The sequence below is a fragment of the Thiothrix eikelboomii genome (assembly GCF_900167255.1).
Classification (GTDB): Bacteria; Pseudomonadota; Gammaproteobacteria; order Thiotrichales; family Thiotrichaceae; genus Thiolinea; species Thiolinea eikelboomii.
On the sequence record NZ_FUYB01000003.1, the window covers coordinates 215446 to 238557 of the forward strand.

Here is a 23112-nt window from a genome sequence, read left to right on the forward strand (position 1 = left end):
CCAAGGCCTTCTTGCAGCTTATGCCGATTTGTGACTTGATAAGCAGATCCCCCAAGGCAGCAAGGAGTACTCACGATGATCAATATATTGCATGGACATCTACAGGATTTAGGGGGCTTCACAGTACGACGCTTATTACCTCATCAAGCTCGCCGCGCTGTTGGGCCTTGGGTCTTCTTTGATCACATGGGGCCCGCCCAATTCGCCCCCGGCCTTGGTATTAATGTGCGCCCCCATCCGCATATTAATTTAGCTACAGTCAGCTATTTATTCGCAGGTGAAATCTTGCATCGTGACTCCCTCGGTAATCAGCAGGCAATTCACCCGGGTGATTTAAATTTAATGATTGCAGGACGTGGTATTGTCCATTCCGAGCGTGAAACCGAAGCAGCCCAGCAACAAACTCGACAGCTGCATGGCCTGCAATTATGGCTGGCTTTACCGGAGGCAGCTGAAGAAGTCGAGCCTGAATTTATTCATTACCCCTCTGCTAGCCTACCTGCTTTGAATGTACAAGGCGTCCCCGTGCGTGTCTTAATGGGTGAAGCCTATGGCGTGCACTCACCGGTCAAAACCCTGTCTCCGACCCTGTATGTTGAGGCAGAGTTAACCGCAGGTCAAAGCTTAGCCCTACCGACCAACACCCCCGAATTAGCGGTTTATGTCGCGGCGGGGCAATTAGAATTTGACGGTCATCCGCTCGATACTTATACACTTACCGTGCTGGATCAACCCACTAAAGGCGAGTTAAGCGCGCTCAGTGCTAGCCGTATTGCTTTGATTGGTGGAGCTACCCTCGGTAAGCGTTATATGTGGTGGAATTTTGTATCCAGCCGTAAAGAGCGGATTGATCAAGCTAAAACCGAGTGGCAAGAGCAACGCTTCCCGGTGGTCGTCGGTGATGAGCAAGAATTTATCCCCTTACCTACACCTTAGCTTGTCGAAGCGCAGCATTAAGCAGGCACGCTGATCGCTGCTTCACGTTTATTACAAGCGTGCGTACTCCAATACCAAGCGCCAAAACCGACCAAAGCATTGGCCGCAGCGGTGGCAATATAAATACCATTCAAGCCCCATTGCTGGGCTAATAACCAAGCTAGCGGCAAATAAATAACTAATAAACGTGAAACTGTCATCACCAGTGCTGGGAGCGCTTGGCCTATGCCGTTTGCCATACTACTAACAATCATAATCGTGCTTAATAAGCCATAAGTGATCGGAACAATATGCAAATAGGTCACTGAAGCTTGAACCGCCGCCTCATGCTGGGTAAATAACTGCGTAAGCGGCACAGCTGCCAGCCAAAATAATACCGCCATCGCCAGCCCCCAGCCCCAAACGAAAACAAAACTTAACCGAAGCGCACGGCGTAAACGTTCAATTTTTTGTGCTCCCCAATTTTGCCCCGCAAATGGCGCTAAGGTCGAAGCTAAGGCCATGACGAGCATTAACCCAAACATTTCAATCCGCGAAGCCACACTATAACCAGCGACCGCTTCACTGCCATAAGTGGCGATCAAGCGGGTGGTAATTGCTATCGAAATCGGCGAAATTAAATTAGTCCCAGAGGCAGGTACGGCGAGATGTAGAATATCCTTCCAACTCTGCCCAATCTGGCTCGTCAGTGCCTTCAGAGTAATGAAATGCAATTTCACATAGAGCACATACAGAGTGACTACCATCGCACTGAAATACGCAATGATGCTGGCAATAGCAGCACCTTGTAACTCCAAGCGTGGCAAACCAAATAAACCAAAAATGAGCACAGGCGCAATAATTAAATTAATTACGGCAATCGCGGTCATGGTATAGCTTGGAATTTTGGTATTCCCCGCCGCCCGCAAGCAAGCATTGCCCACCATTGGCACTACAATCAAAAAGCAGCCCCAATACCAAGTATCCATATATTGATGAATATAAGGCAGTAAATCATCCGGCGCGCCCAATAATCTGAACAAGGGGTCGACGGTCAATAAGCCAACCATCGCAAAAAGCAGGGATACGATTAAAGCCAAGACCAAGGCTTGTGTGCTGTAATTACGTACCCAATCCTCTTGTTTGCTGCCAATCGCTCGCGCAATGACTGAAGACGCGCCAACACCAATCCCAAAGGAGAGGCTATTCATAAACATTACGACGGGAAATACAAATCCCATTGCCGCAAGAGCATGCGTACCCAATAAACCCAAATAATAAGTATCGACAATCGTGACACTCATCACGGCGATTAAGCCCCATAACATCGGAAGCGTTTGGCTAATCAGGATTTGCTTTTCATCGCCAACAGTGAGATCGCGTTTAAGCATGACAGACTCGAGGTGGTATTAGGTTAAGACCATTAGGCTTAGAAAAACAGTGTAGTGCAAGCTTAAGTTCACCGTGAATAAACTGATTGTTTATAGGCATACTCAGCAAAAAAGTATCTAAACTCATTTAAAACTTATCACAATCCGGTAATTTATGACCTTTTAAGCTAGATTTAATCTGTACCACTAATAACAATTAGAGGCTAGCATGATGCGCTTTCACTTTTTATGGATAACGAGTTTGGCTTTGAACTTAGCCAGCTATTCTCTCGGTCATGCCGCTGAGCCGAGTACCCATGCCTTGCAATTATTTGCAGGCAACAGCCAAAGTATCGGTACACAAATGTGGCAAACCGCTCAAACTCCAGCAACGACCAAAATCTTTAGCTATCTGACCACGACGCCCAATGCTGATGCCAATTACTATCCGCTTGGCAAAGTTGGTAAATACGGGATATTTGCCGCCTTCACCCCAGAAACAGGTCAAGAATTATGGCGCACCGATGCCAGTAGCGCCGACACCGAGTTACTCAAAGACCTTGAACCCGGTGTCGTGAGTGGCCTACCTAAAAAGCATGAACTTTATCGAACAACCAGCCTTAACTTAAACAATCGACTCATTTTCTGGGGGCAAACCCAAGATCAATTAAAATTGTATAGTACCGATGGCAGCCGTGAATCCACCCTAGTCATTGCCAGTTTTCCACACTCCAGTGTGCAATCCATCAATACTGAACTACCCAGCTTTTATCCCTTAAATAAGCAGGCTTTTTTTTGGGTCAATGATGGCATACATGGCTTAGAATTATGGCAAACCGATGGCAGCGCAGCGGGTACACACTTAGTCGTGGATGCTAGTATCGAGCCAGCGGAGTTCAATCCTCTGCTTGTCTATGGCTTAGAGCCGATCAATAACCAAAACAGCCTATTTTTTATTAGTGCAGATCAACGCTCTAACTCAGCAGAGGAAAAATTAGACTATTCATTATGGCGCGTCGATGCTAACAGCAGTGAGCGCTTAAAACGTTTCACTGACCAACCTGCATTTGCTTTCAGCTTACTAGCCGCTAATCAGGATAAGCTCATTTGGATAAAAACCAATGCCACTGATCAGCAACCCGAACTGTGGCAATTGGATCTAAAAACCAAACAGGCGCACTTAATTCTGCATTTGCCTGCGACTGAAAACCTCCCCCGTAGTTTAAACACCGCGAAACCGATATTTTTTAAGCGTAAGCTATATTGGTGGTTTTCAATCGTGAGTGCTGACGGTCAAGATATTGATGAGCTGTGGACCAGTGACTTCACGGCGAAGGGTACTGAGCGCTTAGCGAGTTTGCCCAATCCGAATAATGAATATAAAACCGCGCCGATGTTATTTAGTTTTGCAAATCGTTTGTATTTCTTTTTGAGTGATGGGATTCGCCCCTCAGCACTGTGGCTCACCGATGGAACAGTAGCTGGCACTAAAAACCTGCTGACCGTCAAAGATAATCAATATGCCGGGGGGGCCGGAGACTCTTGGCCTGCCCGCCCTATGCCTTATGTACTGCGTGCTAATAAGCTGATTTTCCCGACTTTTTCGCCCAAAGATCGTAATCTGTCTCAATTATGGAGTTTAACCCCAGAGCAACCCGAGCAGCCCTTGCTGTTAGGTGAGTTTGACGATCCACAGCTATTACCCCCCGCTGACAACGATCAAGGCCAGTGGGTGTACTTTCTAAGTGGCAAGCAGCGTTGGCAAACCGATGGCACGATCAGCGGTACTAAAGCCTTAGGAGAGGATGCCATTCGCAAAACTTGGCAAGCCAGCCCTTGGCCTACGGGAGGCTTAACTGAGATCTTAGCACTACCTAGCACGCCGCCGAGCTGGTTGATGGCAGGTATCGACTCACAAGCAGGCCAAGAGCCTTGGCTAGTCACGGCTGAACCGATGCAAAGCAAATTGCTTAAAGATATTAATACTGCACCCGCCAGTGTTGACCTTAAACAAGTACAGCAACTCGGCTCTACTTGGTATTTTGTCTTGAACTCACGTTTATGGGCAACTGAACAAGATCCAACCACTGCGCATGAAATCACTGAGTTGCCAAAAGAAGAACAGTGCTCCTTCAATGCCCAAGCGATGGTTAAATCCCAAGATACCTTGTATTTCATCACTGAAAATACTGAAACGCCTGAAAAAATTAATTCACTGTGGCAAATCACGGCGGGTCAGGTCAAACGGATTAAACGCTTTCCGGCGGGCGGATATAGTTGGCTCTTCCCTAGTCGTCACGGTGTCTATGTCGCCTATTATCCACCTGAGACTGCAGGAGCTTGGACACTTGAATTATGGAACAGCCAAAAACAACAATTTGCCACGGTATTAACCAAAGCTAACGACCAACGGCGCTTAGCTACGCTCTTGGAAACTGAGCAAGGTCTGCTGTATATCTTAGAACCCAACTATGCCCTTGGTGGAGAATTAGTTGCATATAAGCTGGTTTTACAAACTCCAACAGGCACTGACATCGTGCTCAAAGATGGCTTTGAACCGCTGCCTATGCTGTTGACTGATACGCTATTAGCGAGTGCAGAACATACTTATTTCTTAACTCAAAAAGAGAATGATCCTTTAAATTATCAACTCTCCCGCCTTGACTGGACTGATAAAACCCTAGTGGCCGTCAAAACACCGCCTTTACCGCAGCAATCGCGGGTTTTAGCGGCTAAACACGGTTTATTTATCTTAAGCCAAGCACCCGAAGCCAGCTTATGGTGGCTAGCCGATGCGGACGAATCAGCACAATTAATTAAAAAATTCGAATCCAAACAGTATATAGATGCGGTCAAGCTGTTGGATGATCAATTGTATTTTCACCTCATGTACCTGAACCAAGATGACCCACCGCGTGAATTATGGCTGACAGATAATACCAGTGAGGGCATGCGGAAATTGGCGGATGATTTGGAAATGCTGCGGGATTAACCTTCAAGGCTAGCTAGAGACTAGCTAGCTTTAGCTTAGAACCTAGAATTTAGCACTAAGCTAAATCAGGAGCTTGCGCTGGAAGATCAGGCAAAGCGGTTTTAACATCTAAATTCTGCGCCCGATGCCGTAATGCATGATCCATTAAAACCAAGGCGAGCATGGCTTCACAAATCGGTGTAGCACGAATACCAACACAAGGATCATGCCGACCTTTGGTAATTACCTCGACAGCTTCGCCCTGCAAATTCACAGTACGCCCGGGAATACGCATACTCGAAGTCGGTTTAAATGCAGTGTGGACAACAATATCTTGCCCCGAACTAATCCCACCTAAAATACCACCGGCTTGATTTTGCAGAAAACCTTGCAAGGTGATTTCGTCGCGATGCTCAGTGCCTTTTTGGGTCACACAGGCGAAACCTGCCCCTATCTCCACCCCTTTAGCTGCATTAATACTCATCATCGCATACGCAATCTCAGCATCGAGTCGGTCAAAAATTGGCTCACCCCAGCCGGGTGGTAAACCGGTGGCAACCGTGGTGATTTTCGCGCCAATGGAGTTGCCTTCTTTACGTAAAGCATCCATATAGGCTTCCATTTCAGCGACCTTATCCGCGTCAGGGCAAAAGAACGGATTAGTTTCAATCACTGCCCAATCCAGCTGCTCAGCGATAATGGGACCAAGCTGCGACAGATAACCACGAATCTGTACACCATAGCGCTCAAACAAGTACTTTTTCGCAATCGCACCCGCTGCCACCCGCATCGCGGTTTCTCGTGCAGACGAGCGCCCGCCTCCACGATAATCACGCAAACCATACTTTTTATAATAAGTATAATCGGCATGACCGGGACGGAAACGATCGAGAATCTCTGAGTAATCTTTCGAGCGCTGGTCGGTATTATGAATGATCAGTGCAATGGGTGTACCGGTGGTTTTGCCTTCAAACACACCGGATAAAATCTGCACTTCATCTGGCTCCCGCCGTTGAGTGGTATGACGGCTTTGACCGGGTTTGCGCCGATCTAAATCCAGCTGAATATCAGCCTCTGTAAGCGCCATTCCGGGCGGGCAGCCGTCCACAATGCAACCAATTGCGGGGCCATGACTTTCACCGAAACTGGTTACGGTGAATAAGTTTCCAATAGTATTTCCTGACATAGGGCCTGATTGTATCAGCCTCTCTGGCCTCTCGAAATAGGCTTATGCTAGCCGTTGCTGTAAAAATTCAATCAAACGCCGAATTTTCATCGGCAGAAAATGGCGAGTGGGATACATCGCATAGGCACTAATCAGCGGCGAGGAATAATCTTTGAGAATCTGTACTAATTGCCCACTCGCTAAGGCTTGACGCACAATAAAAGCAGGCTGGTGGATAATACCTTGCCCGAGGATCGCTGCCTGACAGAGTATATCGCCATTATTCGCCGCTAAATCACCCTGCACAGTAACGGGTTGATTCACTTGATCCTTCTGAAACTGCCAGATATGCATCGGCGCACTATGTTGATAAAGCAAACAATTATGCTGGCTTAATTCAGCAGGACTTTGAGGTATACCTTGTTTAGCTAAATAGCTTGGGGCAGCACAACACACTAAATAACTATTGGCAATCCGCTGCGCCACCATCGAAGAATCCTGTAGCTGCCCGACTCGAATCACTAAATCATAATCACTGTTTAGAATATCAATAAACCGATCATCTAAATGTAAACTGATCTGCAATTGCGGATAGATCTGCATGAACTCATGAATCGGCGGCATCAGAACTTGCATCCCAAACGACAATGGCACATTAATGCGGAGATTGCCGCACAACCGCTCACTGGTCGAGGCAATGTTTTCCTCTAGTTCATTAAACTCCTCTAAGAGGGTTTTGCCTCGCTGATAATACAGCGCTCCCGCTTCTGTAGTACGCAAATGGCGGGTAGTACGCACCAACAGCTTAACACCTAAGCGCTCTTCCAATAGACGCAGCCGTTTACTCACCGCCGCACTAGTCACATGATGCTTTTCAGCTGCAGCACTGAGGGTTCCAGCCTCGACCACTTCCACTAACCAAAACAGATCATCAAAATGGCTCATCGGATTTTCAACCTTAAGTTATCTAATACCTAACGTAAGACGAGTTACACTAACTTATAGTCAAAGCTAAACTACTCGTATACAAAATACCGTCATAACCTAGCGTCGGAGGACGAAAATGTTACAGCTTAGACCGGCCAATGAACGAGGTCACTTTCAAAACCACTGGTTAGATAGTAAACACAGCTTTTCTTTTGGTGAATATTATGACCCTAAGCAGATGGGGATTTCTGTCCTGCGAGTGATTAATGATGATCGTATCACTGCAGGAGCTGGCTTCCCGCTGCACCCCCATAATAATATGGAAATTGTCAGTTATGTGCTGGAAGGTGAATTAGCGCATCAAGATAGCATGGGCAATGGCAGCGTGATTCGCAAAGGTGAGGTGCAACGTATGTCCGCAGGGACTGGCATTACTCATTCTGAGTACAATCCATCAACCCATCAAGGGACACATTTTTTACAAATTTGGCTGCTGCCGACCCAACGCAATACTCAACCTAGCTATGCACAAATCGCCGTGAGTGATGCTGAAAAAGCGGCTGGTTGGCGCTTATTAATTTCCCCTGACGGAGCTTCTGGCTCATTAGCAACCAATACCGAAGCACGGCTCTATGCAAGCTTACTAGGCAGTGGTCAAGCACGTGACTACTTATTAGCTCCTGAGCGGTTGGCTTATCTATTTGTTGCTAGCGGTTCACTCGAGTTAGCGGGCTTAACGCTCACTGCAGGTGATGGTGTGGCGTTTACAGCGGGAACAGCGCTTAACCTGCTCGGCAAAGATTTAGCTGAAGTATTGTTATTCGATTTACCTGCTTAGCATACCTAGCATGATCGGTTTAGCCTTAAAGCAAAAGGGGCAAAACAGCCCCTTTTGCTTTTGGAAACCCTGAAAACTTAAGCCTAATTCACTTTAGTTTTCATATCATCCAGAATTTTCACTAACTGATCCGCAGGGCGATACCCCGGAATCATCGTGCCATCTTCGGTAAATAAAGCTGGGGTACCATTAACCCCTAGCTTTTGACCTAACTCAAACTCTTTGGCAACCGGATTTTCACATTCTTTGGTCGCTATAGTTTCACCCGCTTTGGATTTGGTCATCGCATCTAATTTATCATCCGCACACCAAACATTAACAATTTTCTTATAACTCTCTGAGCCAACGCCCGCACGCGGATACGCTAAATAGCGCACGCTCACACCCGCTTCGTTTAATTGCGGAACTTCTTTATGCAGCTTGACACAATAGCCACAATCAACATCAGTAAAAACCGTCAATAGATGCTTTTGCTCACCTTTAGCCTTAAAAATGACTGCATCTTTTTCTTCAATCTTCGAAAGCATCGCTTTGCGTTCAACCGTGCGGGATTGTTCTGATAAATTAGTGCGTGTTGCGCCATCAATTAAATCGCCACTAAAGAAATAGCGACCATCCGCCGAGACATAAACTAGCTCTGTGCCAAATTTAGCTTCATAAATCCCATTCACTGGAGTGGGATTAATCGAATCAGCGGCACTTCCAAATAAAGGCTTTAATTTTTCATTCAAACTCGCCGTATCAATGGATGCGGCCGCAGAACTGGCGGCGGGTGCCGCAGCGGTCGCGGTTGTGGCGGTGGTTTCAGTACTGGCTGCAGGTGCAACTGCTGCTTTATCTTCTGCATTCGCTAAGCCTATGATTAATAAGCTGGCCACTAAGGCGCTCAGCATGGTTTTTTTATTCATCACTTTTGTTTCTTTCCATCAGTAAAATTAAAAGAGCAGTCGTCCCAAGATAGCATAAGGCAAACTTAAATCCCATTGACCTTAGGAAGCATCCTAGTTTGAAATTTTATTCAGCCAAAAGTTCTCAAAGTTAACTTAATATTAGCCCCGAGGATGATGCTGGCGGTGCAAATCTTGTAAGCGTGCTTTGGCGACATGCGTATAAATCTGCGTGGTCGACATATCACTATGGCCTAGCAACAACTGCACAACCCGCAAATCCGCCCCATGATTCAATAAATGAGTAGCAAAGGCATGCCGTAAGGTATGCGGTGAGAGCGGTTTACTAATTCCAGCCTCAGCCGCATAACGCTTAATCAAATACCAAAACGCTTGACGGGTCATACCTGCACCACGCCCAGTCACAAACACCTGAGCACAAACAGTATGGCCTTGCATTAACTCTGGACGGGCAATTTGCAAATAGCGGCTGACCCAATCCTGAGCTTCTTCACCTAAAGGGACTAAGCGTTCTTTACCGCCTTTGCCTAAAACCCGCACCACCCCATGATGCAAAGACAGCTGCCCTTGAGTCAAACCTGTCAACTCTGAAACACGCAAACCGGTTGCATACAATAGCTCTAACATAGCACGATCGCGCAAACCCAAAGCTGAATCGACCTCGGGAGCTTGCAATAATTGCTCCACATCAGCCTCGGATAAGGCATCGGGTAATAAACGTTGTGGACGGGGGGCCTCCAAATTTCCGGTCGGGTCGGCTTGAATAACCCCTTCACGCAGCAGATAGCGATAAAAACGCCGCATCCCGGATAATAAGCGTGCTGAACTTGAGGGTTTAGCACCTGCTTTAAATAATTCGACGAAATAATCTTGTAGATCATTGCGATCCGCCGTCTCTAATTGCTTACCTTCAGAAGCTAGCCAACTGCATAAGCCGAGCAAATCACTGCGATAGGCATCTAAAGTATTTTTCGCCGCACCCCGCTCTGCCCAAAAGGCATCCAAAAAACGATCTAATAAATCCGTTTCATTGCAAGGGAACTCAGTTTCGATAGTTCGGGATTTTTTTAAGATATTCATTGTCTTGATAGATTAGCAGGACATTCCATGCTATGTTCAAACAAAATAATAAAGGGCTTTTATTCATGCATAATTCTATTGATTATCACAGTAGTTTGCTAGCACGCAAGCTCTATCGTGAAAGCCAGTCACAAGCGGCCCAACCAGAGCCTAGCACGCCGATTACCCTTGAAGATATTATCCCCGCGACCGATACGCAAGCAGACTTACTAGCTTATGAAGTTTTTAGCAATCTAGGCTGTGGCTGTGTCAATGGCCAAGAAGTCCTGCATAGTAAGCAAGCTGCCCATGATTATTGGTTCAGCTTTTATCCGCCGCAAGCACAGTTATTGCCGCAGCATGCGAATCTTAGCCAACTGCTGGCACGCCGTAGCGAACTCAACCGTAGTCGTACCACCTATTATGCTCCACGCTTATTTATCCTGAGCATTTTAGTCGGTATGTTTGTTTTAGGAGCACTGACAAATAATTGGCTATTACCCCTACTCAGTCTGATACTGGTTTTATTGGTTTGGATCAAAACCCAGCCGAGTATCCAAGAAAATAACGAACATTTGGCACGTAACCAAGCTTGGATTCAGCAACAACAAAACCTACTAGCACAATTAGTCCAGCAATGCCAGCAATTGACCTGCTCTTTAGATGCCAAACTACTTCAACACAACTATACCCGCCAATTAGAAACTTGGTTGCAGGATAATGTTAACGAATTTTTCCCCTCTTTAACCCAAGCAGAATTAAAAACTCAGTTAGAAAAGGGTGAGTGCCATTTCTTCTTATTAGAAAGCCGCGCTATTTTGCAACTCTTGCCGCATGAAACCAATCCGAGTCAAGAGGCCTTGCATGCTCTGCTGAGTGCCAAGGGTAAAGGCTTACTCGCTCTCCAGCCCTTCACTCAGCTTGAAGGTCTCAGTCGTCTACATTATTTATATGCTTTACTCTGCTTTGAGCACGGTATTGTGGTTTGCACGGCGTTTTATGATTGGGTGACCGATGATTTATACAGTGTGCAGCAAGATTTTCACCCTTACCGCGAAATTATGGACATCCAACATGCTAATTTTCGCCCCACTGATCACAATCCGGTGTCAAACTATTTAAGTACTGAACTCTTTAAACGGCAAATCAAAGAACCGCTACAAAAAGTCGCTTTAGGCTTATGTCATGGACACGAATACCCCTGTGTGTTATCCAAAATCCCCTTGCATCGACGTACTTACTTACAACTACCCCAATTATTTTTTACGCATTATTTAAACCGCGATATTCGCCAACTGATAGCAACCCTGACCAAACACACGGCTGCTTAATAGAGTTAATTAAACTCAAACCAAACTTGTATTTGATCTTGCTGAATGCGAACAGGGAAAGACCGCAATTGCCGATGCAAACAAGGACCGCGTACACACAATCCGGTATCCGGCTGAAACCAAGCACCGTGCATACTGCATTGGATAAACTCGTGATTTGGGTCTAAAAAAGTGTGCGGACTCCAATTGAGGGCGACTTGTTGATGAGGGCAACTATTTTCATACGCATAGACTTGCTCTGCATAAAGCACTACTAAGCCCTGCTTGGTATCCCAACCCCGTGTTAAGGTAAAACCATACTCAGGCCGAGCTTGCAAACTAGCGTAGCTAACAATCGAATGCCACATGCTTAACCCTAGAGCCTAAGACTGCATTAAAGTACTAAGTTTTTCAGTATCGGGGCGAAGCACAATACCCTTTTCTGTGACCAGGATATCGACTAATTTCCCCGGTGTTACATCAAAGGCTGGATTCCATGCCCCCACTTGAGGGGCTGCAATCCGCTGTTGATTAACATTGAGGATTTCATCGGCTGAGCGCTCTTCTAGCGGAATCTGCTCCCCTGATACAGTTTCTAGATCAATCGTGCTCGTCGGTGCGACCACCATAAAACGCACCCCATGAAAACGGGCTAATACTGCAAGGCTATAAGTACCGATTTTATTCGCAACATCACCATTAGCAGCCACCCGATCTGCACCCACAATGACCCATGAAATTTTGCCCAACTTCATTAAATGGGCGGCGGCCCCTTCACAAATCAGCTGAGTTGGAATTTTGTCACGCATTAACTCCCAAGCCGTTAAGCGCGAACCTTGCCACCACGGGCGAGTCTCATCAGCATAGACTTGCTCAATTTTGCCTTCACCGTAAGCTGCACGGATCACCCCTAAAGCCGTGCCATAACCGCCGGTCGCTAATGAACCCGTATTACAATGCGTCAGGACACCATGAGTCGGTTTAATCAACTCACTGCCTAATAAGGCCATCCGATGATTAGCTTCGATATCTGCTTGATGAATCTGCTGGGCAACGGCCATCAAGGTATGGATAGGATCGGCATCGTGCTCATCCAGTGCTTTCAGCATACGTTGCAAAGCCCAATGTAAATTGACTGCTGTTGGCCGTGCAGCGGCTAATACTTCAATATCAGGCTGCAGACGCGCACGCCAATCATGAGGATATTGTTTAAACGCTTTGCGCGCAGCCATCAATAAACCATAAGCAGCGGCAATCCCAATCGCAGGTGCACCTCGCACGACCATATTGCGAATCGCTTCAGCGGTATCTTCTGCACTATAAAGTTGCAAATAATGCTCTGCATGGGGCAATTTGCGTTGATCGAGCAAAATCAGATGATTATCTTTCCATTCGACAGCTCGAATTGTATCGTGTGGTGGCATAAGGGCACTCAAAACTAAGGGGTATTAGGTGCGATTTTACAACATTATTCGAGCAACAACAGCATTATGCAGATTGATTTATTAATCAAACCCGGTTGGGTTATTACTGTTAATCAGACAGACCAAGTCCTTAAGCAGCATGCCGTCGCGGTTCATGCGGGAAAAATACTGGCTATTTTGCCTGAGGCAGACGCTGAAGCGACCTATCAAGCCACCAAAACTGTCGTACTTCCACAACAAGCCATCCTCCCCGGCTTAATTAATGCTCACACGCATGCTGCGATGAGTTTACTAAAAGGGTTAGCGGATGATTTGCCGTTAATGGCATGGCTGCAAGAACATATCTGGCCTGCTGAACGCCAATGGGCTAATCAGCAATTTGTCTATGAAGGGTCGAAGCTTGCGATTGCAGAAATGCTGCGCTCGGGTACGACTTGTTTTAATGATATGTATTTCTTTGCTGAGGAAACGGTTAAAGCGGTTCAAGAAAGCGGAATACGTGCCTCCCTCGGCATGATCTTGGTTGATTTTCCAACTACTTATGCTGCTGATGTGGATACTTACTTACAGCGCGGCCTAGCCCTGCGCGAACAGGTAAAAGATGATCCTTTAATTAGTCTCTGCTTCGCTCCACACGCACCCTATACGGTGTCTGATCAGTCTTTGCAACGCCTGCAATCCTTAGCGGAAGCCTTTAAACTTCCGATCCATATCCATATGCATGAAACGGCGCAGGAAGTGGCTCAAGCGGTGGCCTTAAACCAAGAACGCCCGTTGGCACGGTTTGAGCGCTTAGGTTTGCTCAATCAACGCTTTTTAGCCGTGCATTTAACTCAATTGAACACATCCGAAATCGCTTTATTAGCGTATAAACAAGTACAAGTCATTCACTGCCCTGAATCAAATTTAAAACTAGCGAGTGGCTTTTGCCCTGTCGCCCAGCTCATCGCTGCGGGTGTGAATGTGGCCTTAGGCACCGATAGCAATGCCAGTAATAATGATTTAGATCTGTTCGGTGAAATGCGGACTGCAGCCTTATTAGCCAAAGCAGTCGATCAAGATGCCAGTGTGGTATCCGCTCATCAAGTGCTACGCATGGCAACCATTAATGGCGCTAAAGCCTTAGGCTTAGACCAAGCGATTGGCTCGATTGAAATTGGCAAGAGTGCTGATTTGATTACAATTAATTTAGGTGGTTTAGAGGCGCAGCCCATGTATGATCCTATTTCGCATTTAGTCTATTGCACGACCCGCGAACAAGTCAGTTGGGTTTGGGTCGCTGGTAAAGCCTTGTTAGAAGAGCGTAAACTTAGCACCCTCAATGAAGCGGAGCTCATTAAGTCCGCTCAACACTGGCAAAGTCTAATTGGAGAAACTGCGGGATGAACGCTGAGCTGAATGTAGACCCAAGTGAAATTCGTAAATTTGAAAGCATTGCGCATCGCTGGTGGGATCCTGAAAGCGAATTTAAACCCTTACATGCCATCAATCCTTTGCGCCTCAATTATATTGATGATCACGCACCCTTAAGCCATAAACGGGTACTCGATGTCGGATGTGGTGGTGGTATTTTGGCCGAAAGTATGGCCCGACGAGGCGCTAAGGTAACAGGGATTGATTTAGGGGCAGGTCCTTTGTCTGTAGCGAGCCTACATGCGCTAGACTCACAAGTAACAGTCGATTATCAACAAATCAGTGTAGAGGACTTAGCTGCACAAGAACCCGAACACTACGATATTGTCACTTGCATGGAAATGCTTGAACATGTCCCTGCTCCAGAATCGGTGATTCGTGCTTGTGCTCAATTAGTCAAGCCGGGGGGGGCAGTATTTTTTTCCACGATAAATCGCAACTTTAAAGCCTTTATGCTGGCGGTGGTCGGTGCGGAATATCTGCTCAATATGCTGCCCAAAGGTACCCATGAATACGCTAAATTTATCCGTCCCTCTGAATTGGAATTCGCAGCACGCCAAGCTCAGCTAAACTTACAAGATATGACGGGAATGACGTATAACCCCCTTTTTCAAAGCTATCGACTTGGCAAAGATATTAATGTTAATTATCTCATGTATTTTAAAAAGGAAGAGTAATTCATGATTGCTCCTAAAAGAATAATAACACTTGGCTTAGCGTCACTCGTTTTATCGGCTTGTGCAATACGCTATGACAATGTAGTCGTTACACCAAGTGGCCGAGCGCAACTGGCGGAAATGGACTCCAGAACTGAGCGTAATATTCGTGAGCTAGCAGGTGCTATAATGTCGCTTGGCCCCTATATTAGCCGCGATGAAGCGATGGACTTGGCTTATGACTCTTATGTTTACCCCATGAAACTTGCCAATGAATGGGGCTTAACTTGGCCACCCATGTATCACAATACCTTGCGTAATGCCAAGCTCAGACCGAAGGGTTTATGCACCGACTGGGCGGATGCAATGATCACAATGGCACGCCGCAAAAATATGCAAACAATGGATGTGTATTGGGGGGTTTCCAATCGCGGTGACCCTTGGCGCGAACATAGTACCTTGCTAGTTACTGCCAAAGGCCAGCCCTTTGACACAGGTATTATTCTCGATCCTTGGCGTAATTCGGGCAAATTGTATTGGTTACGCCATGTCGATGATCCTGCTTATAAATGGAAATACCACGCAGGTCCATTTGCCCCCTTACCTCCCCTAGGTAGGTCGACGGTCAGGCGTATTGTGCAGTAAGCTAGCTTATCAGCGCCCCCATCGTTGGGGGCTTTGCTTATAAACTTAGCAGGATATCGCCATGCGCATTCGCTTAAAAACCAAGTGGAATAATCAAACCCGAGAAGTTTCCTTAGAAGACACCGTGAGTGTGCTGGCTTTTAATGCTTGGAAGTTGGGCATGCAAGCCTTATTAGAAATCGAAAATCAAAACTTCCAAACCGATACCCAAATGCAACGGATGGCTGTGATGGAAGAAATCATGGCATTTTTAGTGCATGTGCTTGATCGAATTGCCTATACCCAACTCGATGAAGCTGATCGCCAACAGCTGATTAGCCGCTTTGCTTTAAAACTTGCCGATCATATTCAAGATAATGCACGCGATTTTGCTGGGGCTGGCGATTACCGCAATCCTTTTATTAATAAACTCAATGAGCGCCTAGCCGATTATGCGGAAAGCAGCTGGGATGAAGTCACTCAACAGCCCGGATTTTCGATGGGTTTAAGCTTTGGACAACATATCACCGCAAGTTTAGGACCACGCGATCAACAATGGGTCTTAGATTATATCCAACGGACGCTCATGCCCGAACTACTTGAGCCTTATCGGCGGGTACTTGAACGTTTAGGTTTGCTGGCCACTCAATAACACACTGTTTACTCTAGCCGTTTCTAGCCTTTTGAAGGGATAGGGATATTGACCTCACTGTAGATGGGTATTACTTTTAGGGGATAGAAATATCCTTATATATCCCTAAGTGGATATAAAAACAAAGCTACTGGAGAAGAATGATGTATAGCCAAAGCCAAGTCACAATTGACGACATGTTTCCACGTGCAGAACCTATGCTGCGTGTACCTTTACCCCTGCTTAAAGTGAGTCAAACTTATGCATTGATTGAGCAACGTGCAAAAGACTTAGAATTAAAATTGACGGCTCAACATCGAGATGTGATTGAGTTTGTCTTAGATTTTTATGAATACTGTGATGACTGTGAAAATGCACGTGCCTTAGCTGACTTAGTGCATGAAGAGTTTATCTTTCAGGGTGGTCGTCGCTATTTGTATAAATTATTTCCCGCAGGGCCATTGAATACGATCCACTATCTCGCGGATTTACCCGCTCTTAAATACGAAACAGATCCCAGTTCCGGTATTCGTTTCTAACCTGCTAATCTTCCCCTCAGGCTAGCCATGCTAGCTAGTCTCTAGCCTACCGTTTATAAGCAATCTGTAGCGAAATGCCTGCCATCAAGCTAGGGTTCACCTTAAGTCTTGAAGAATAAGGCTCATAAATTTTATAAATCCACATTAATAAAAATTAAAAGGTATAACGATGGGCAAACTGACAGCGGCCACTTGGATACCAGGGGCGATGTTGGCACTCGGACACTTGAGTCTAGTACCAAGCACTGCACAAGCAGATTATCAAACCTATTATCCCCAAGCGAACCCTTATCCAGTACAACCTGTATCCTATCAACCCCAGAATAATCGAGTCTTTCACGTTTGGAATCAGCCACTGGCTATTCCACCAGAAATTGAACCCTATAACGATAATAATAACTCCGGCTTTTATAATCCACAGGTTGAATTCAATCGGGAAGGCCGTGCTCAGCCCACCTCTCAAGCGATTTACCAAGCACCTCGCTATCAAGCTCCTCCGCCCCGCCCCCAGAGTTCGAGTCGGAAACTGAATCCGGCACGTGAGGAGATTTTAAAAGCTGCCTATCGCTCACTCGGTATTGGCTACCGTTGGGGAGGTAATACCCCTAGAGAAGGCTTTGATTGCAGTGGCCTCACCAAATTTACGCATAAAAATGTCAATTTAAGTATTCCACGGACAGCACTCGAGCAAAGCAAAGCTAGCCGTACCATCAAGCGTCAAGAGCTGAAGCCCGGTGATATGATTTTCTTTCGCACCAGTGGCAAGAGTGTAAATCACGTAGGAATTTATGTGGGTGATGGTAAATTTATTCATGCCGCCTCAGGCGGTGGGAAAGTGACTCTAGATGACTTGCGACGTGCCTACTGGCAACAACGTCTTGTCAAGTACGGAACATTTTTAGCTTAGTCTTGAACCCTGAGTTTAATCAGTTAGACTTAGCTGATGATTAATTGCCACAGTGAGTCTGTTTAGGCTTATACTCACCTCAGGCTTATCATGCCGTATTTGAATCATTCATTTGGAAGGAGATAACTATGGGTTTATTTGATTTCGCAGCTAACATTGGCAAGAAATTGTTTGGTAGGGATGATCCTCCAGAGCAACAAGCTGCCAAAGTTCAAGAGCATATCCAAGCAGCTAACCCCGGCGTCGACAACCTGCAAGTAGAAGTCTCTAATGGCGTAGCCACCATTAAAGGTGATGCCAAGTCTCCCGAAGCCCTAGAAAAAGCCATTCTGATGGCTGGCAATGCGATGGGTATCCAAGAAGTAAAAGCTGCTGAAGCCACTGTTGCTGGCCAAGCTGCTCAATTAGCTACAGATGATGAGTTCTATATCATCGAAAAAGGCGATACTCTGTGGAAAATCGCTGAAAAAGCGTATGGCAATGGTTCTAAATACAATGCGATTTTCGATGCAAATCGTGAAGTAATTGAAGATCCAGACAAGATTTTCCCCGGCCAAAAAATTCGTATTCCAAGCTCACTGAAATAATGCCGAAATAATTTAGCCCTCTCGCTAAAAATCTCTAGAAAAGCCATCTTAGGGTGGCTTTTCGTTTTCTGATCTAGCTCATCCAACCCGAGCACCATCAACTTGTAAGGAGATAAAAGTGCAGGCTATAGAAAAGAAAGATAGTTATGTAAATTTTTTATTTGGCAAACAAGGATTAGCGGTCTGGACTCTGTGTTTAGGTGTTGGTTTGCACGCGGTGAACTGGCATATGGTCTCTACCATTGCACCAACGCTGGTGAATGAGCTAGGTAATGTAAAGCTGATCAATTGGATAACGCTAATTTACCTTGCAACCTCGGTCGTTTTTGGCGCTTATGCCGGATACATAAAAAGGCAGATGGGTGCAAGAACTGCCATGTTTCTCTTTGCCATTATCTTTGCTACGGGATCTTTTCTTGTATCGGTTGCCCCGAATATGCAAACAGTTCTTCTGGGGCGTGCCTTGCAGGGGATGGGCGAAGGCTTGATATTGTCGCTCTCCTATGGCGTGGCTCAAGATCTATTTTCCAGCAAGGCAACTCCTAAACTATTTGGCTTATTCGCTTTTGTTTATGCTTTTTCTGCGGCAGTAGGTCCTGTATTTTCTGGAACTCTTACAGAGCTTTTTTCTTGGCGCATTGCGTTTTCCGCTAATGTCGTGTTTGCCCTTCTTTACATCATCATGGTGCTACACTCTATTCCGAATAAGCAATTTAGCCATGATACGACTGAAACAAAAGCTCCCTTCCTCAGATTAACGCTGATTGGTGTCGCCATTATCCTGATTGGGCTGACAAGCAGTATGCGTTCGGTACTGATCGCTTGTTTGTTGATTATCTGCGCTTTTATCTTATTTTTTCTTTGCTTTAGAATTGATCAAAAACAAGAAAATAAGCTATTTCCATCGCAAATATTTGGGTTAACATCGACGGTTGGGATTGGCTTTTGGCTTATATTTCTGCTCCCTCTGCCGATGGCAAGCGTTCATATTTTCATACCCTTATACACTCAGGTTTTTTATGGAATCTCCATTACAATGGCAGGGTATATCTCTACCCTTATAACCTTCTCATGGTCGTTTTCAGCCATTCTGACAGGACCTGTTACAGCGGAAAGAATAAAGTCTTTCTTTATCTTTCTGGGGTCATTGGGTCAATTTTTAGGTTTTACCCTGTTTTTCACAGGCTATTATTTCGACTGGCTTTGGGCCATTATCATGGGTCTATTTATCATTGGGTCTGCTTTAGGCGCTTGCTGGGCTTTTATTACCCAAAAAATCGTTAATTCCGCTAATCAAGAAGAACAGGATCTTGCCGCCGCCCAAGTGCCGGTTATACAAACCATTGCTAACGCTGTCGGTGCTGGTTTTGTGGGTACCCTAGCAAGCTTTAACGGTCTTTCAGAAGAGCTTAGCTCGCCTATCGTGCTTAAATCGGCCTTATTACCTGTCTTTTCAGCCAGTGTAGGGGTCAGTTTAATAGCTGCTTTTTTTGGGCTTTGGTTTTTATGGCGTAAAAACACCCCATCTACGGCAAGGTAATGGAGTGTTATAGCGTTTGGAGCTTGGGTTTAGCGATATACTTATTCCGCGCAAACCCTAGATTTAACACGGGATAAGACAGCAGGGTTATCTATTCAGGGCGCATATGCGGGAACATAATTACATACATAAAACTATGTTTTTAATGTTATTTATTTTTTATAACAAGGAAGAGTACCCCTAAAAGTACCATAAATCTTTATTACATTAAAAAGTAGACCAGCCAGAGCACCACCATGTCAAAAGATCAACAGCTTACACTTTTCGCTTAGTAGTCAAAACAACCCTTTGACACCAACTTTAAAAGCGATATTTCTGAATACATCGAAGAAGGATTAGAGCACGCGAACATCCCGCTTGGAAAATGGGATGAAATCCTCAGCTCTAAGTTGATGAGACTAAAGTCAGCACTAGTTGTATTAGCTCACAAGGCGCCCAGTTGCGATATTTTGACGCAATTATTTCAGACTGAATCTGAAGATGACAGAGTACTAAGATCGATTGCTCGTAACTCAAATTGCTCTAAAGAATTGCGTGATAAATGCATAGCCCAGCTAAAGCAAAATCATAGGGATTGCTTTTTAGGCAGGGAATTAATTAAGGGTATGTGGAGCCGGATTCTATGCTAGCGAGCCTGCAACTGGCAGATCTCACCATTGATCAGCCACGCAGCCGGGAACGAGCATTGCAGAGACACCCATGCACTCACATTGCCACTATATAACGTTATACTCCCGCTGATTTCAACGTCGACTCGTGCCACTGTACCTGCCCCCGTCAAACATTGAAAAATTTGCCGCTCTTTTGGGCGCATACTCTCCGGCAAAACGGCAATCACGCCCGATGTTGCCGCCGACTTTATTAACCCCGTGAGCGTCACAATGCCGCTCGCTAGATTCGCCGTGAGCGGAGTGTATCCATTTCCATACACGCTCCATCCTGAATTCAGAGCTGGGAATACCGTTTGCATCAGCGGATTTTGCAGATACATCAGCTCAGCAATACTTGGCTCATTGCCGTTGCACTCGTCGATACGCGGATTAAAAATGTGCTGTGACGTACCTTCTATAAAAACACATTAATAAAAACAAATACTTAATAAGTATTTGTAACAACAAAACACATTACAGCAATCACTTCTTTATCCTCAAAGACTCCATATTAATCTCCAGTATTTTCTTACGATGAGTCACCTTATCGTGATAATCCATATAACGAAGAAAAGACGAAACTAGAAAACCAGCCAGAGCCACAACTAAGCCGCCTACACCGATCAAGACAGTCCATTCATCAACACTATAACCCCATATTTGTTGCGCCTGTGCTACTGCAGCACTGCCAATAGACATTGTGCTACCCAGCTTTGTAGAAACATCCGATATGATTTGCATTTTATTATCCATTTTATGAGCAGACCCTATAGCGTCACTCATCAAGCACCACCAAGTTTAGCCACGTCAGGCGGTATGCGCTCTTTAAGTTCTGGCTTCCCCTCAAACTCCGCATCCAAGGAATCCAACAACGAATCAAACACACTGATCACTGCATCTTTGGCACGTTGCAATTGTGTCCTGCGCTGTTTATAAGCAGTAAACTGGAACTGGCAGTTTGACTGCTGATCTTTATCAGCTAAGGTTCTCTTTAACGCATCAGCCAAACCTGTTAATGCTTGCTCAACTTCGATACTCATCGATAAATACCTTAATTCAATACTGTCTTAGTAAAATATTTGCGAATAATAACAACTGCTACACCACCTAGCGCCTGCATACTAGCTGATATTGCAGCGACTGTTTCAGTGTCAGCGTCATAGCCAAATAAAGCAATCAAGCTAACGATGCCTGTTACAGCCCAGCTAACACCCAAGTGAATTAACTTAGATTTTATCCAAGGCTTACTGAATGGCTCTGTTTGCACAGGCACTGCTGGCTTGATTGAGTGTTCCACAGAAATGGGCGGCTGACTTACTCTTGACCAATCCTCAGGCACTTGGTAGTGGACTCGATTAGCAACCCAGCCATAAGTAAATGCTTCCTGTGAAGGATTGTGCTCACTGATATTAACAAAGGCCGCGCCTCGCATGGATACTAATGCTTTTAATAAAACATCAATCCCCTCACCACCCCGCTTAGCAAGAAATCCACGTAAAGCGCCCAACGTTTCACCGCCAATCACCCCATCCAGCTTCACGTCAGAGTAGTGTGTTCCATTGCTGTTCATAACATTTAAGGCACGTTGCAATAAATCACCGGCCCGTCCTGGCCCCATGTGCACAGCAATATCAAACAACTCATGAGCTAGCTGTGCTGAAAAGCTCAGTAATTGATCACCCTGAATAACCGACCAAAAATCAGACTCATAGATTTCAATAGCTTCTTCCAAGCTAATGTTTTCTGGACGCTTACCATGCCGAGAGGCGGTGGCGGCGGTGATTCCAAAATTAGTGGCTTTGCCACGATCAGCAGGATGATTGACATAGCGCCCCTCATCATTAATAACCTTCAGAATGATCTGACGACGGAGTGCCGCAAAATCCATAATACTCCCCTGATGATTTGAGTTTAAAACCTTGCCAAACTGCAAGATCAAATGAGCCAATGCACGACAGTATTCTTGTGCTGAGCTGTAAACGGGTAATAAGCGCACTGCGGACTGAAAACCCACAAGATCGAAGTCGACTAGGTTAATACCGGACTGAGGCTGTTGGCGCTGATCATCGACATGATCAAAACCATCCTGAGGATCAATAATTTCGCCTACAGGCGCATACGTAGCCCCATTCGCAAAGTTCAATACCCAAATATTTCCCCCCCCGCAAAACCGGGCAGGACGTAGTAGCACAGGCACAAGCTGCCCACTAGATTCGCGGTTATTACTAATCCAACCCGACAAAAGGCCTGAAAGTGATATTTGGTGCATAGAATGAGTGTCGATTACATTATTTGTGATTAACACCTGCTCTAATAACCCATCTCCCGCAAAGACCCCTTGCAACATCCCTAGTCCACCATCAATTCTGCAATGGTGCACACCCGCATTGATCAAGCGAGCGCCAGCAAACTGGCTACGCCAACCGAGGCTGTTATCTTCAGGAATAAGCTGAATCGCGTCACGATGAGGCTGTTGCTGAATGACAGCAAGCGCCGCATCATCAATCACACAGTATTGAACCGTACAATCTCTGCTTGCCTGTAAACGAATACCATCCTCAGTGCCTTCCAACGCGATATGCAAATCACGCGCAGCCTGACCCGCGCCTATTAAATAATGGGCGGTTTTTTGAATTTCACTGGAAAGGTGCGCATTGTTAAACATGCACATAGCATGC

The 23112-nt window shown here is 45.7% G+C and carries 23 protein-coding genes; 12 read left to right on the top strand and 11 right to left on the bottom strand.

Going from position 1 to position 23112, the window contains the following annotated elements; genetic code table 11:
* Window positions 1-75: 75 nt before the first annotated feature.
* Window positions 76-936 carry a pirin family protein gene (locus B5D50_RS04860; RefSeq protein ID WP_078921457.1) on the top strand — a complete coding sequence of 287 codons (861 nt, stop codon included), beginning with the start codon at window positions 76-78 and terminating at the stop codon, window positions 934-936.
* Window positions 937-953: 17 nt separating this feature from the next.
* Here B5D50_RS04860 and B5D50_RS04865 read toward each other — a convergent pair whose 3' ends face one another.
* On the bottom strand, window positions 954-2306 hold the full coding sequence (locus B5D50_RS04865) for an MATE family efflux transporter (protein WP_078921458.1): 1353 nt from the start codon (window positions 2304-2306) through the stop codon (window positions 954-956).
* 208 nt (window positions 2307-2514) lie between these two features.
* Between B5D50_RS04865 and B5D50_RS04870 the strand changes: the two genes are divergently transcribed.
* A complete protein-coding gene (locus B5D50_RS04870; RefSeq protein WP_078921459.1) occupies window positions 2515-5277 on the top strand; it encodes a hypothetical protein in 2763 nt (920 codons plus the stop codon).
* A 55-nt stretch (window positions 5278-5332) separates the two neighbouring features.
* Here B5D50_RS04870 and aroC read toward each other — a convergent pair whose 3' ends face one another.
* Together aroC and B5D50_RS04880 are read right to left on the bottom strand one after the other, a co-directional pair.
* The gene (aroC, locus tag B5D50_RS04875; RefSeq protein WP_078921460.1) at window positions 5333-6442 is read right to left on the bottom strand and encodes a chorismate synthase; all 1110 of its coding nucleotides are present in this window, start codon (window positions 6440-6442) and stop codon (window positions 5333-5335) included.
* Window positions 6443-6484: 42 nt separating this feature from the next.
* On the bottom strand, window positions 6485-7366 hold the full coding sequence (locus tag B5D50_RS04880; protein WP_078921461.1) for a LysR family transcriptional regulator: 882 nt from the start codon (window positions 7364-7366) through the stop codon (window positions 6485-6487).
* A gap of 118 nt (window positions 7367-7484) precedes the next feature.
* On the opposite strand from B5D50_RS04880, the gene B5D50_RS04885 reads away from it, so the two are divergent.
* Window positions 7485-8186 (top strand): pirin family protein, encoded by a 702-nt coding sequence (locus B5D50_RS04885; protein ID WP_078921462.1) that lies wholly within the window; start codon window positions 7485-7487, stop codon window positions 8184-8186.
* A gap of 83 nt (window positions 8187-8269) precedes the next feature.
* Here the strand turns inward: B5D50_RS04885 and B5D50_RS04890 are convergent, their stop codons facing one another.
* Window positions 8270-9094 (bottom strand): DsbC family protein, encoded by an 825-nt coding sequence (locus B5D50_RS04890; RefSeq protein WP_078921463.1) that lies wholly within the window; start codon window positions 9092-9094, stop codon window positions 8270-8272.
* Window positions 9095-9235: 141 nt separating this feature from the next.
* Window positions 9236-10174, bottom strand: coding sequence for a site-specific tyrosine recombinase XerD (gene xerD / locus B5D50_RS04895; protein WP_078921464.1), 939 nt, complete (start codon window positions 10172-10174; stop codon window positions 9236-9238).
* Between the two features lie 65 nt (window positions 10175-10239).
* On the opposite strand from xerD, the gene B5D50_RS04900 reads away from it, so the two are divergent.
* On the top strand, window positions 10240-11484 hold the full coding sequence (locus B5D50_RS04900) for a hypothetical protein (protein WP_143594249.1): 1245 nt from the start codon (window positions 10240-10242) through the stop codon (window positions 11482-11484).
* Between the two features lie 5 nt (window positions 11485-11489).
* On the opposite strand, the gene B5D50_RS04905 is transcribed toward B5D50_RS04900, so the two are convergent.
* Window positions 11490-11831 (bottom strand): Rieske (2Fe-2S) protein, encoded by a 342-nt coding sequence (locus B5D50_RS04905; protein WP_078921466.1) that lies wholly within the window; start codon window positions 11829-11831, stop codon window positions 11490-11492.
* A 15-nt stretch (window positions 11832-11846) separates the two neighbouring features.
* Complete coding sequence (gene mtnA / locus B5D50_RS04910; RefSeq protein WP_078921467.1) at window positions 11847-12887, bottom strand: S-methyl-5-thioribose-1-phosphate isomerase; 1041 nt, start codon at window positions 12885-12887, stop codon at window positions 11847-11849.
* 66 nt (window positions 12888-12953) lie between these two features.
* Here mtnA and B5D50_RS04915 point away from each other — a divergent pair, with 66 nt between their 5' ends.
* The 8 genes from B5D50_RS04915 to B5D50_RS04950 all read left to right on the top strand — a co-directional run bounded on the left by B5D50_RS04915 (window position 12954) and on the right by B5D50_RS04950 (window position 19784).
* Window positions 12954-14273 (top strand): TRZ/ATZ family hydrolase, encoded by a 1320-nt coding sequence (locus tag B5D50_RS04915; RefSeq protein WP_078921468.1) that lies wholly within the window; start codon window positions 12954-12956, stop codon window positions 14271-14273.
* Window positions 14270-14977 (top strand): bifunctional 2-polyprenyl-6-hydroxyphenol methylase/3-demethylubiquinol 3-O-methyltransferase UbiG, encoded by a 708-nt coding sequence (gene ubiG, locus B5D50_RS04920; RefSeq protein ID WP_078921469.1) that lies wholly within the window; start codon window positions 14270-14272, stop codon window positions 14975-14977. The genes B5D50_RS04915 and ubiG overlap by 4 nt, the downstream gene beginning before the upstream one ends.
* A 3-nt stretch (window positions 14978-14980) precedes the next feature.
* A complete protein-coding gene (locus tag B5D50_RS04925) occupies window positions 14981-15601 on the top strand; it encodes a hypothetical protein (protein WP_200807032.1) in 621 nt (206 codons plus the stop codon).
* Window positions 15602-15662: 61 nt separating this feature from the next.
* On the top strand, window positions 15663-16232 hold the full coding sequence (locus B5D50_RS04930; protein WP_078921470.1) for a hypothetical protein: 570 nt from the start codon (window positions 15663-15665) through the stop codon (window positions 16230-16232).
* A 140-nt stretch (window positions 16233-16372) separates the two neighbouring features.
* Window positions 16373-16750: a TusE/DsrC/DsvC family sulfur relay protein gene (locus B5D50_RS04935; RefSeq protein WP_078921471.1), complete on the top strand. Its 378-nt coding sequence runs from the start codon at window positions 16373-16375 to the stop codon at window positions 16748-16750.
* Between the two features lie 169 nt (window positions 16751-16919).
* The gene (locus tag B5D50_RS04940; protein ID WP_078921472.1) at window positions 16920-17657 is read left to right on the top strand and encodes a C40 family peptidase; all 738 of its coding nucleotides are present in this window, start codon (window positions 16920-16922) and stop codon (window positions 17655-17657) included.
* A 128-nt stretch (window positions 17658-17785) separates the two neighbouring features.
* Entirely contained in the window at window positions 17786-18244 is a 459-nt protein-coding gene (gene lysM, locus B5D50_RS04945; RefSeq protein ID WP_078921473.1) for a peptidoglycan-binding protein LysM, read from the top strand.
* Between the two features lie 118 nt (window positions 18245-18362).
* Window positions 18363-19784 carry an MFS transporter gene (locus B5D50_RS04950; RefSeq protein WP_078921474.1) on the top strand — a complete coding sequence of 474 codons (1422 nt, stop codon included), beginning with the start codon at window positions 18363-18365 and terminating at the stop codon, window positions 19782-19784.
* A 625-nt stretch (window positions 19785-20409) separates the two neighbouring features.
* On the opposite strand, the gene B5D50_RS04955 is transcribed toward B5D50_RS04950, so the two are convergent.
* From B5D50_RS04955 to B5D50_RS04970, 4 genes are all read right to left on the bottom strand, one after another.
* Window positions 20410-20715: a hypothetical protein gene (locus B5D50_RS04955; RefSeq protein WP_143594251.1), complete on the bottom strand. Its 306-nt coding sequence runs from the start codon at window positions 20713-20715 to the stop codon at window positions 20410-20412.
* A gap of 202 nt (window positions 20716-20917) precedes the next feature.
* On the bottom strand, window positions 20918-21217 hold the full coding sequence (locus B5D50_RS04960; RefSeq protein ID WP_078921476.1) for a hypothetical protein: 300 nt from the start codon (window positions 21215-21217) through the stop codon (window positions 20918-20920).
* Window positions 21217-21474 (bottom strand): hypothetical protein, encoded by a 258-nt coding sequence (locus B5D50_RS04965; protein ID WP_078921477.1) that lies wholly within the window; start codon window positions 21472-21474, stop codon window positions 21217-21219. The genes B5D50_RS04960 and B5D50_RS04965 overlap by 1 nt, the downstream gene beginning before the upstream one ends.
* Window positions 21475-21485: 11 nt before the next feature.
* Window positions 21486-23099, bottom strand: a complete 1614-nt coding sequence (locus tag B5D50_RS04970; RefSeq protein ID WP_159448572.1) for a glycoside hydrolase family 108 protein — start codon at window positions 23097-23099, stop codon at window positions 21486-21488.
* Window positions 23100-23112 lie beyond the last annotated feature (13 nt).

Bases quoted from the DNA above. Each gene is read 5' to 3' on its own strand.
- B5D50_RS04940 (WP_078921472.1), top strand. From the start codon at position 16,920: ATGGGCAAACTGACAGCGGCCACTTGGATACCAGGGGCGATGTTGGCA.
- B5D50_RS04885 (WP_078921462.1), top strand. From the start codon at position 7,485: ATGTTACAGCTTAGACCGGCCAATGAACGAGGTCACTTTCAAAACCAC.
- B5D50_RS04870 (WP_078921459.1), top strand. From the start codon at position 2,515: ATGATGCGCTTTCACTTTTTATGGATAACGAGTTTGGCTTTGAACTTA.
- B5D50_RS04960 (WP_078921476.1), bottom strand. From the start codon at position 21,217: ATGAGTGACGCTATAGGGTCTGCTCATAAAATGGATAATAAAATGCAA.
- B5D50_RS04860 (WP_078921457.1), top strand. From the start codon at position 76: ATGATCAATATATTGCATGGACATCTACAGGATTTAGGGGGCTTCACA.
- B5D50_RS04930 (WP_078921470.1), top strand. From the start codon at position 15,663: ATGCGCATTCGCTTAAAAACCAAGTGGAATAATCAAACCCGAGAAGTT.
- B5D50_RS04890 (WP_078921463.1), bottom strand. From the start codon at position 9,094: ATGAATAAAAAAACCATGCTGAGCGCCTTAGTGGCCAGCTTATTAATC.
- B5D50_RS04915 (WP_078921468.1), top strand. From the start codon at position 12,954: ATGCAGATTGATTTATTAATCAAACCCGGTTGGGTTATTACTGTTAAT.
- mtnA (WP_078921467.1), bottom strand. From the start codon at position 12,887: ATGCCACCACACGATACAATTCGAGCTGTCGAATGGAAAGATAATCAT.
- B5D50_RS04935 (WP_078921471.1), top strand. From the start codon at position 16,373: ATGATGTATAGCCAAAGCCAAGTCACAATTGACGACATGTTTCCACGT.
- B5D50_RS04905 (WP_078921466.1), bottom strand. From the start codon at position 11,831: ATGTGGCATTCGATTGTTAGCTACGCTAGTTTGCAAGCTCGGCCTGAG.
- B5D50_RS04925 (WP_200807032.1), top strand. From the start codon at position 14,981: ATGATTGCTCCTAAAAGAATAATAACACTTGGCTTAGCGTCACTCGTT.
- B5D50_RS04880 (WP_078921461.1), bottom strand. From the start codon at position 7,366: ATGAGCCATTTTGATGATCTGTTTTGGTTAGTGGAAGTGGTCGAGGCT.
- xerD (WP_078921464.1), bottom strand. From the start codon at position 10,174: ATGAATATCTTAAAAAAATCCCGAACTATCGAAACTGAGTTCCCTTGC.
- B5D50_RS04970 (WP_159448572.1), bottom strand. From the start codon at position 23,099: ATGTTTAACAATGCGCACCTTTCCAGTGAAATTCAAAAAACCGCCCAT.
- B5D50_RS04965 (WP_078921477.1), bottom strand. From the start codon at position 21,474: ATGAGTATCGAAGTTGAGCAAGCATTAACAGGTTTGGCTGATGCGTTA.
- aroC (WP_078921460.1), bottom strand. From the start codon at position 6,442: ATGTCAGGAAATACTATTGGAAACTTATTCACCGTAACCAGTTTCGGT.
- B5D50_RS04865 (WP_078921458.1), bottom strand. From the start codon at position 2,306: ATGCTTAAACGCGATCTCACTGTTGGCGATGAAAAGCAAATCCTGATT.
- lysM (WP_078921473.1), top strand. From the start codon at position 17,786: ATGGGTTTATTTGATTTCGCAGCTAACATTGGCAAGAAATTGTTTGGT.
- ubiG (WP_078921469.1), top strand. From the start codon at position 14,270: ATGAACGCTGAGCTGAATGTAGACCCAAGTGAAATTCGTAAATTTGAA.
- B5D50_RS04900 (WP_143594249.1), top strand. From the start codon at position 10,240: ATGCATAATTCTATTGATTATCACAGTAGTTTGCTAGCACGCAAGCTC.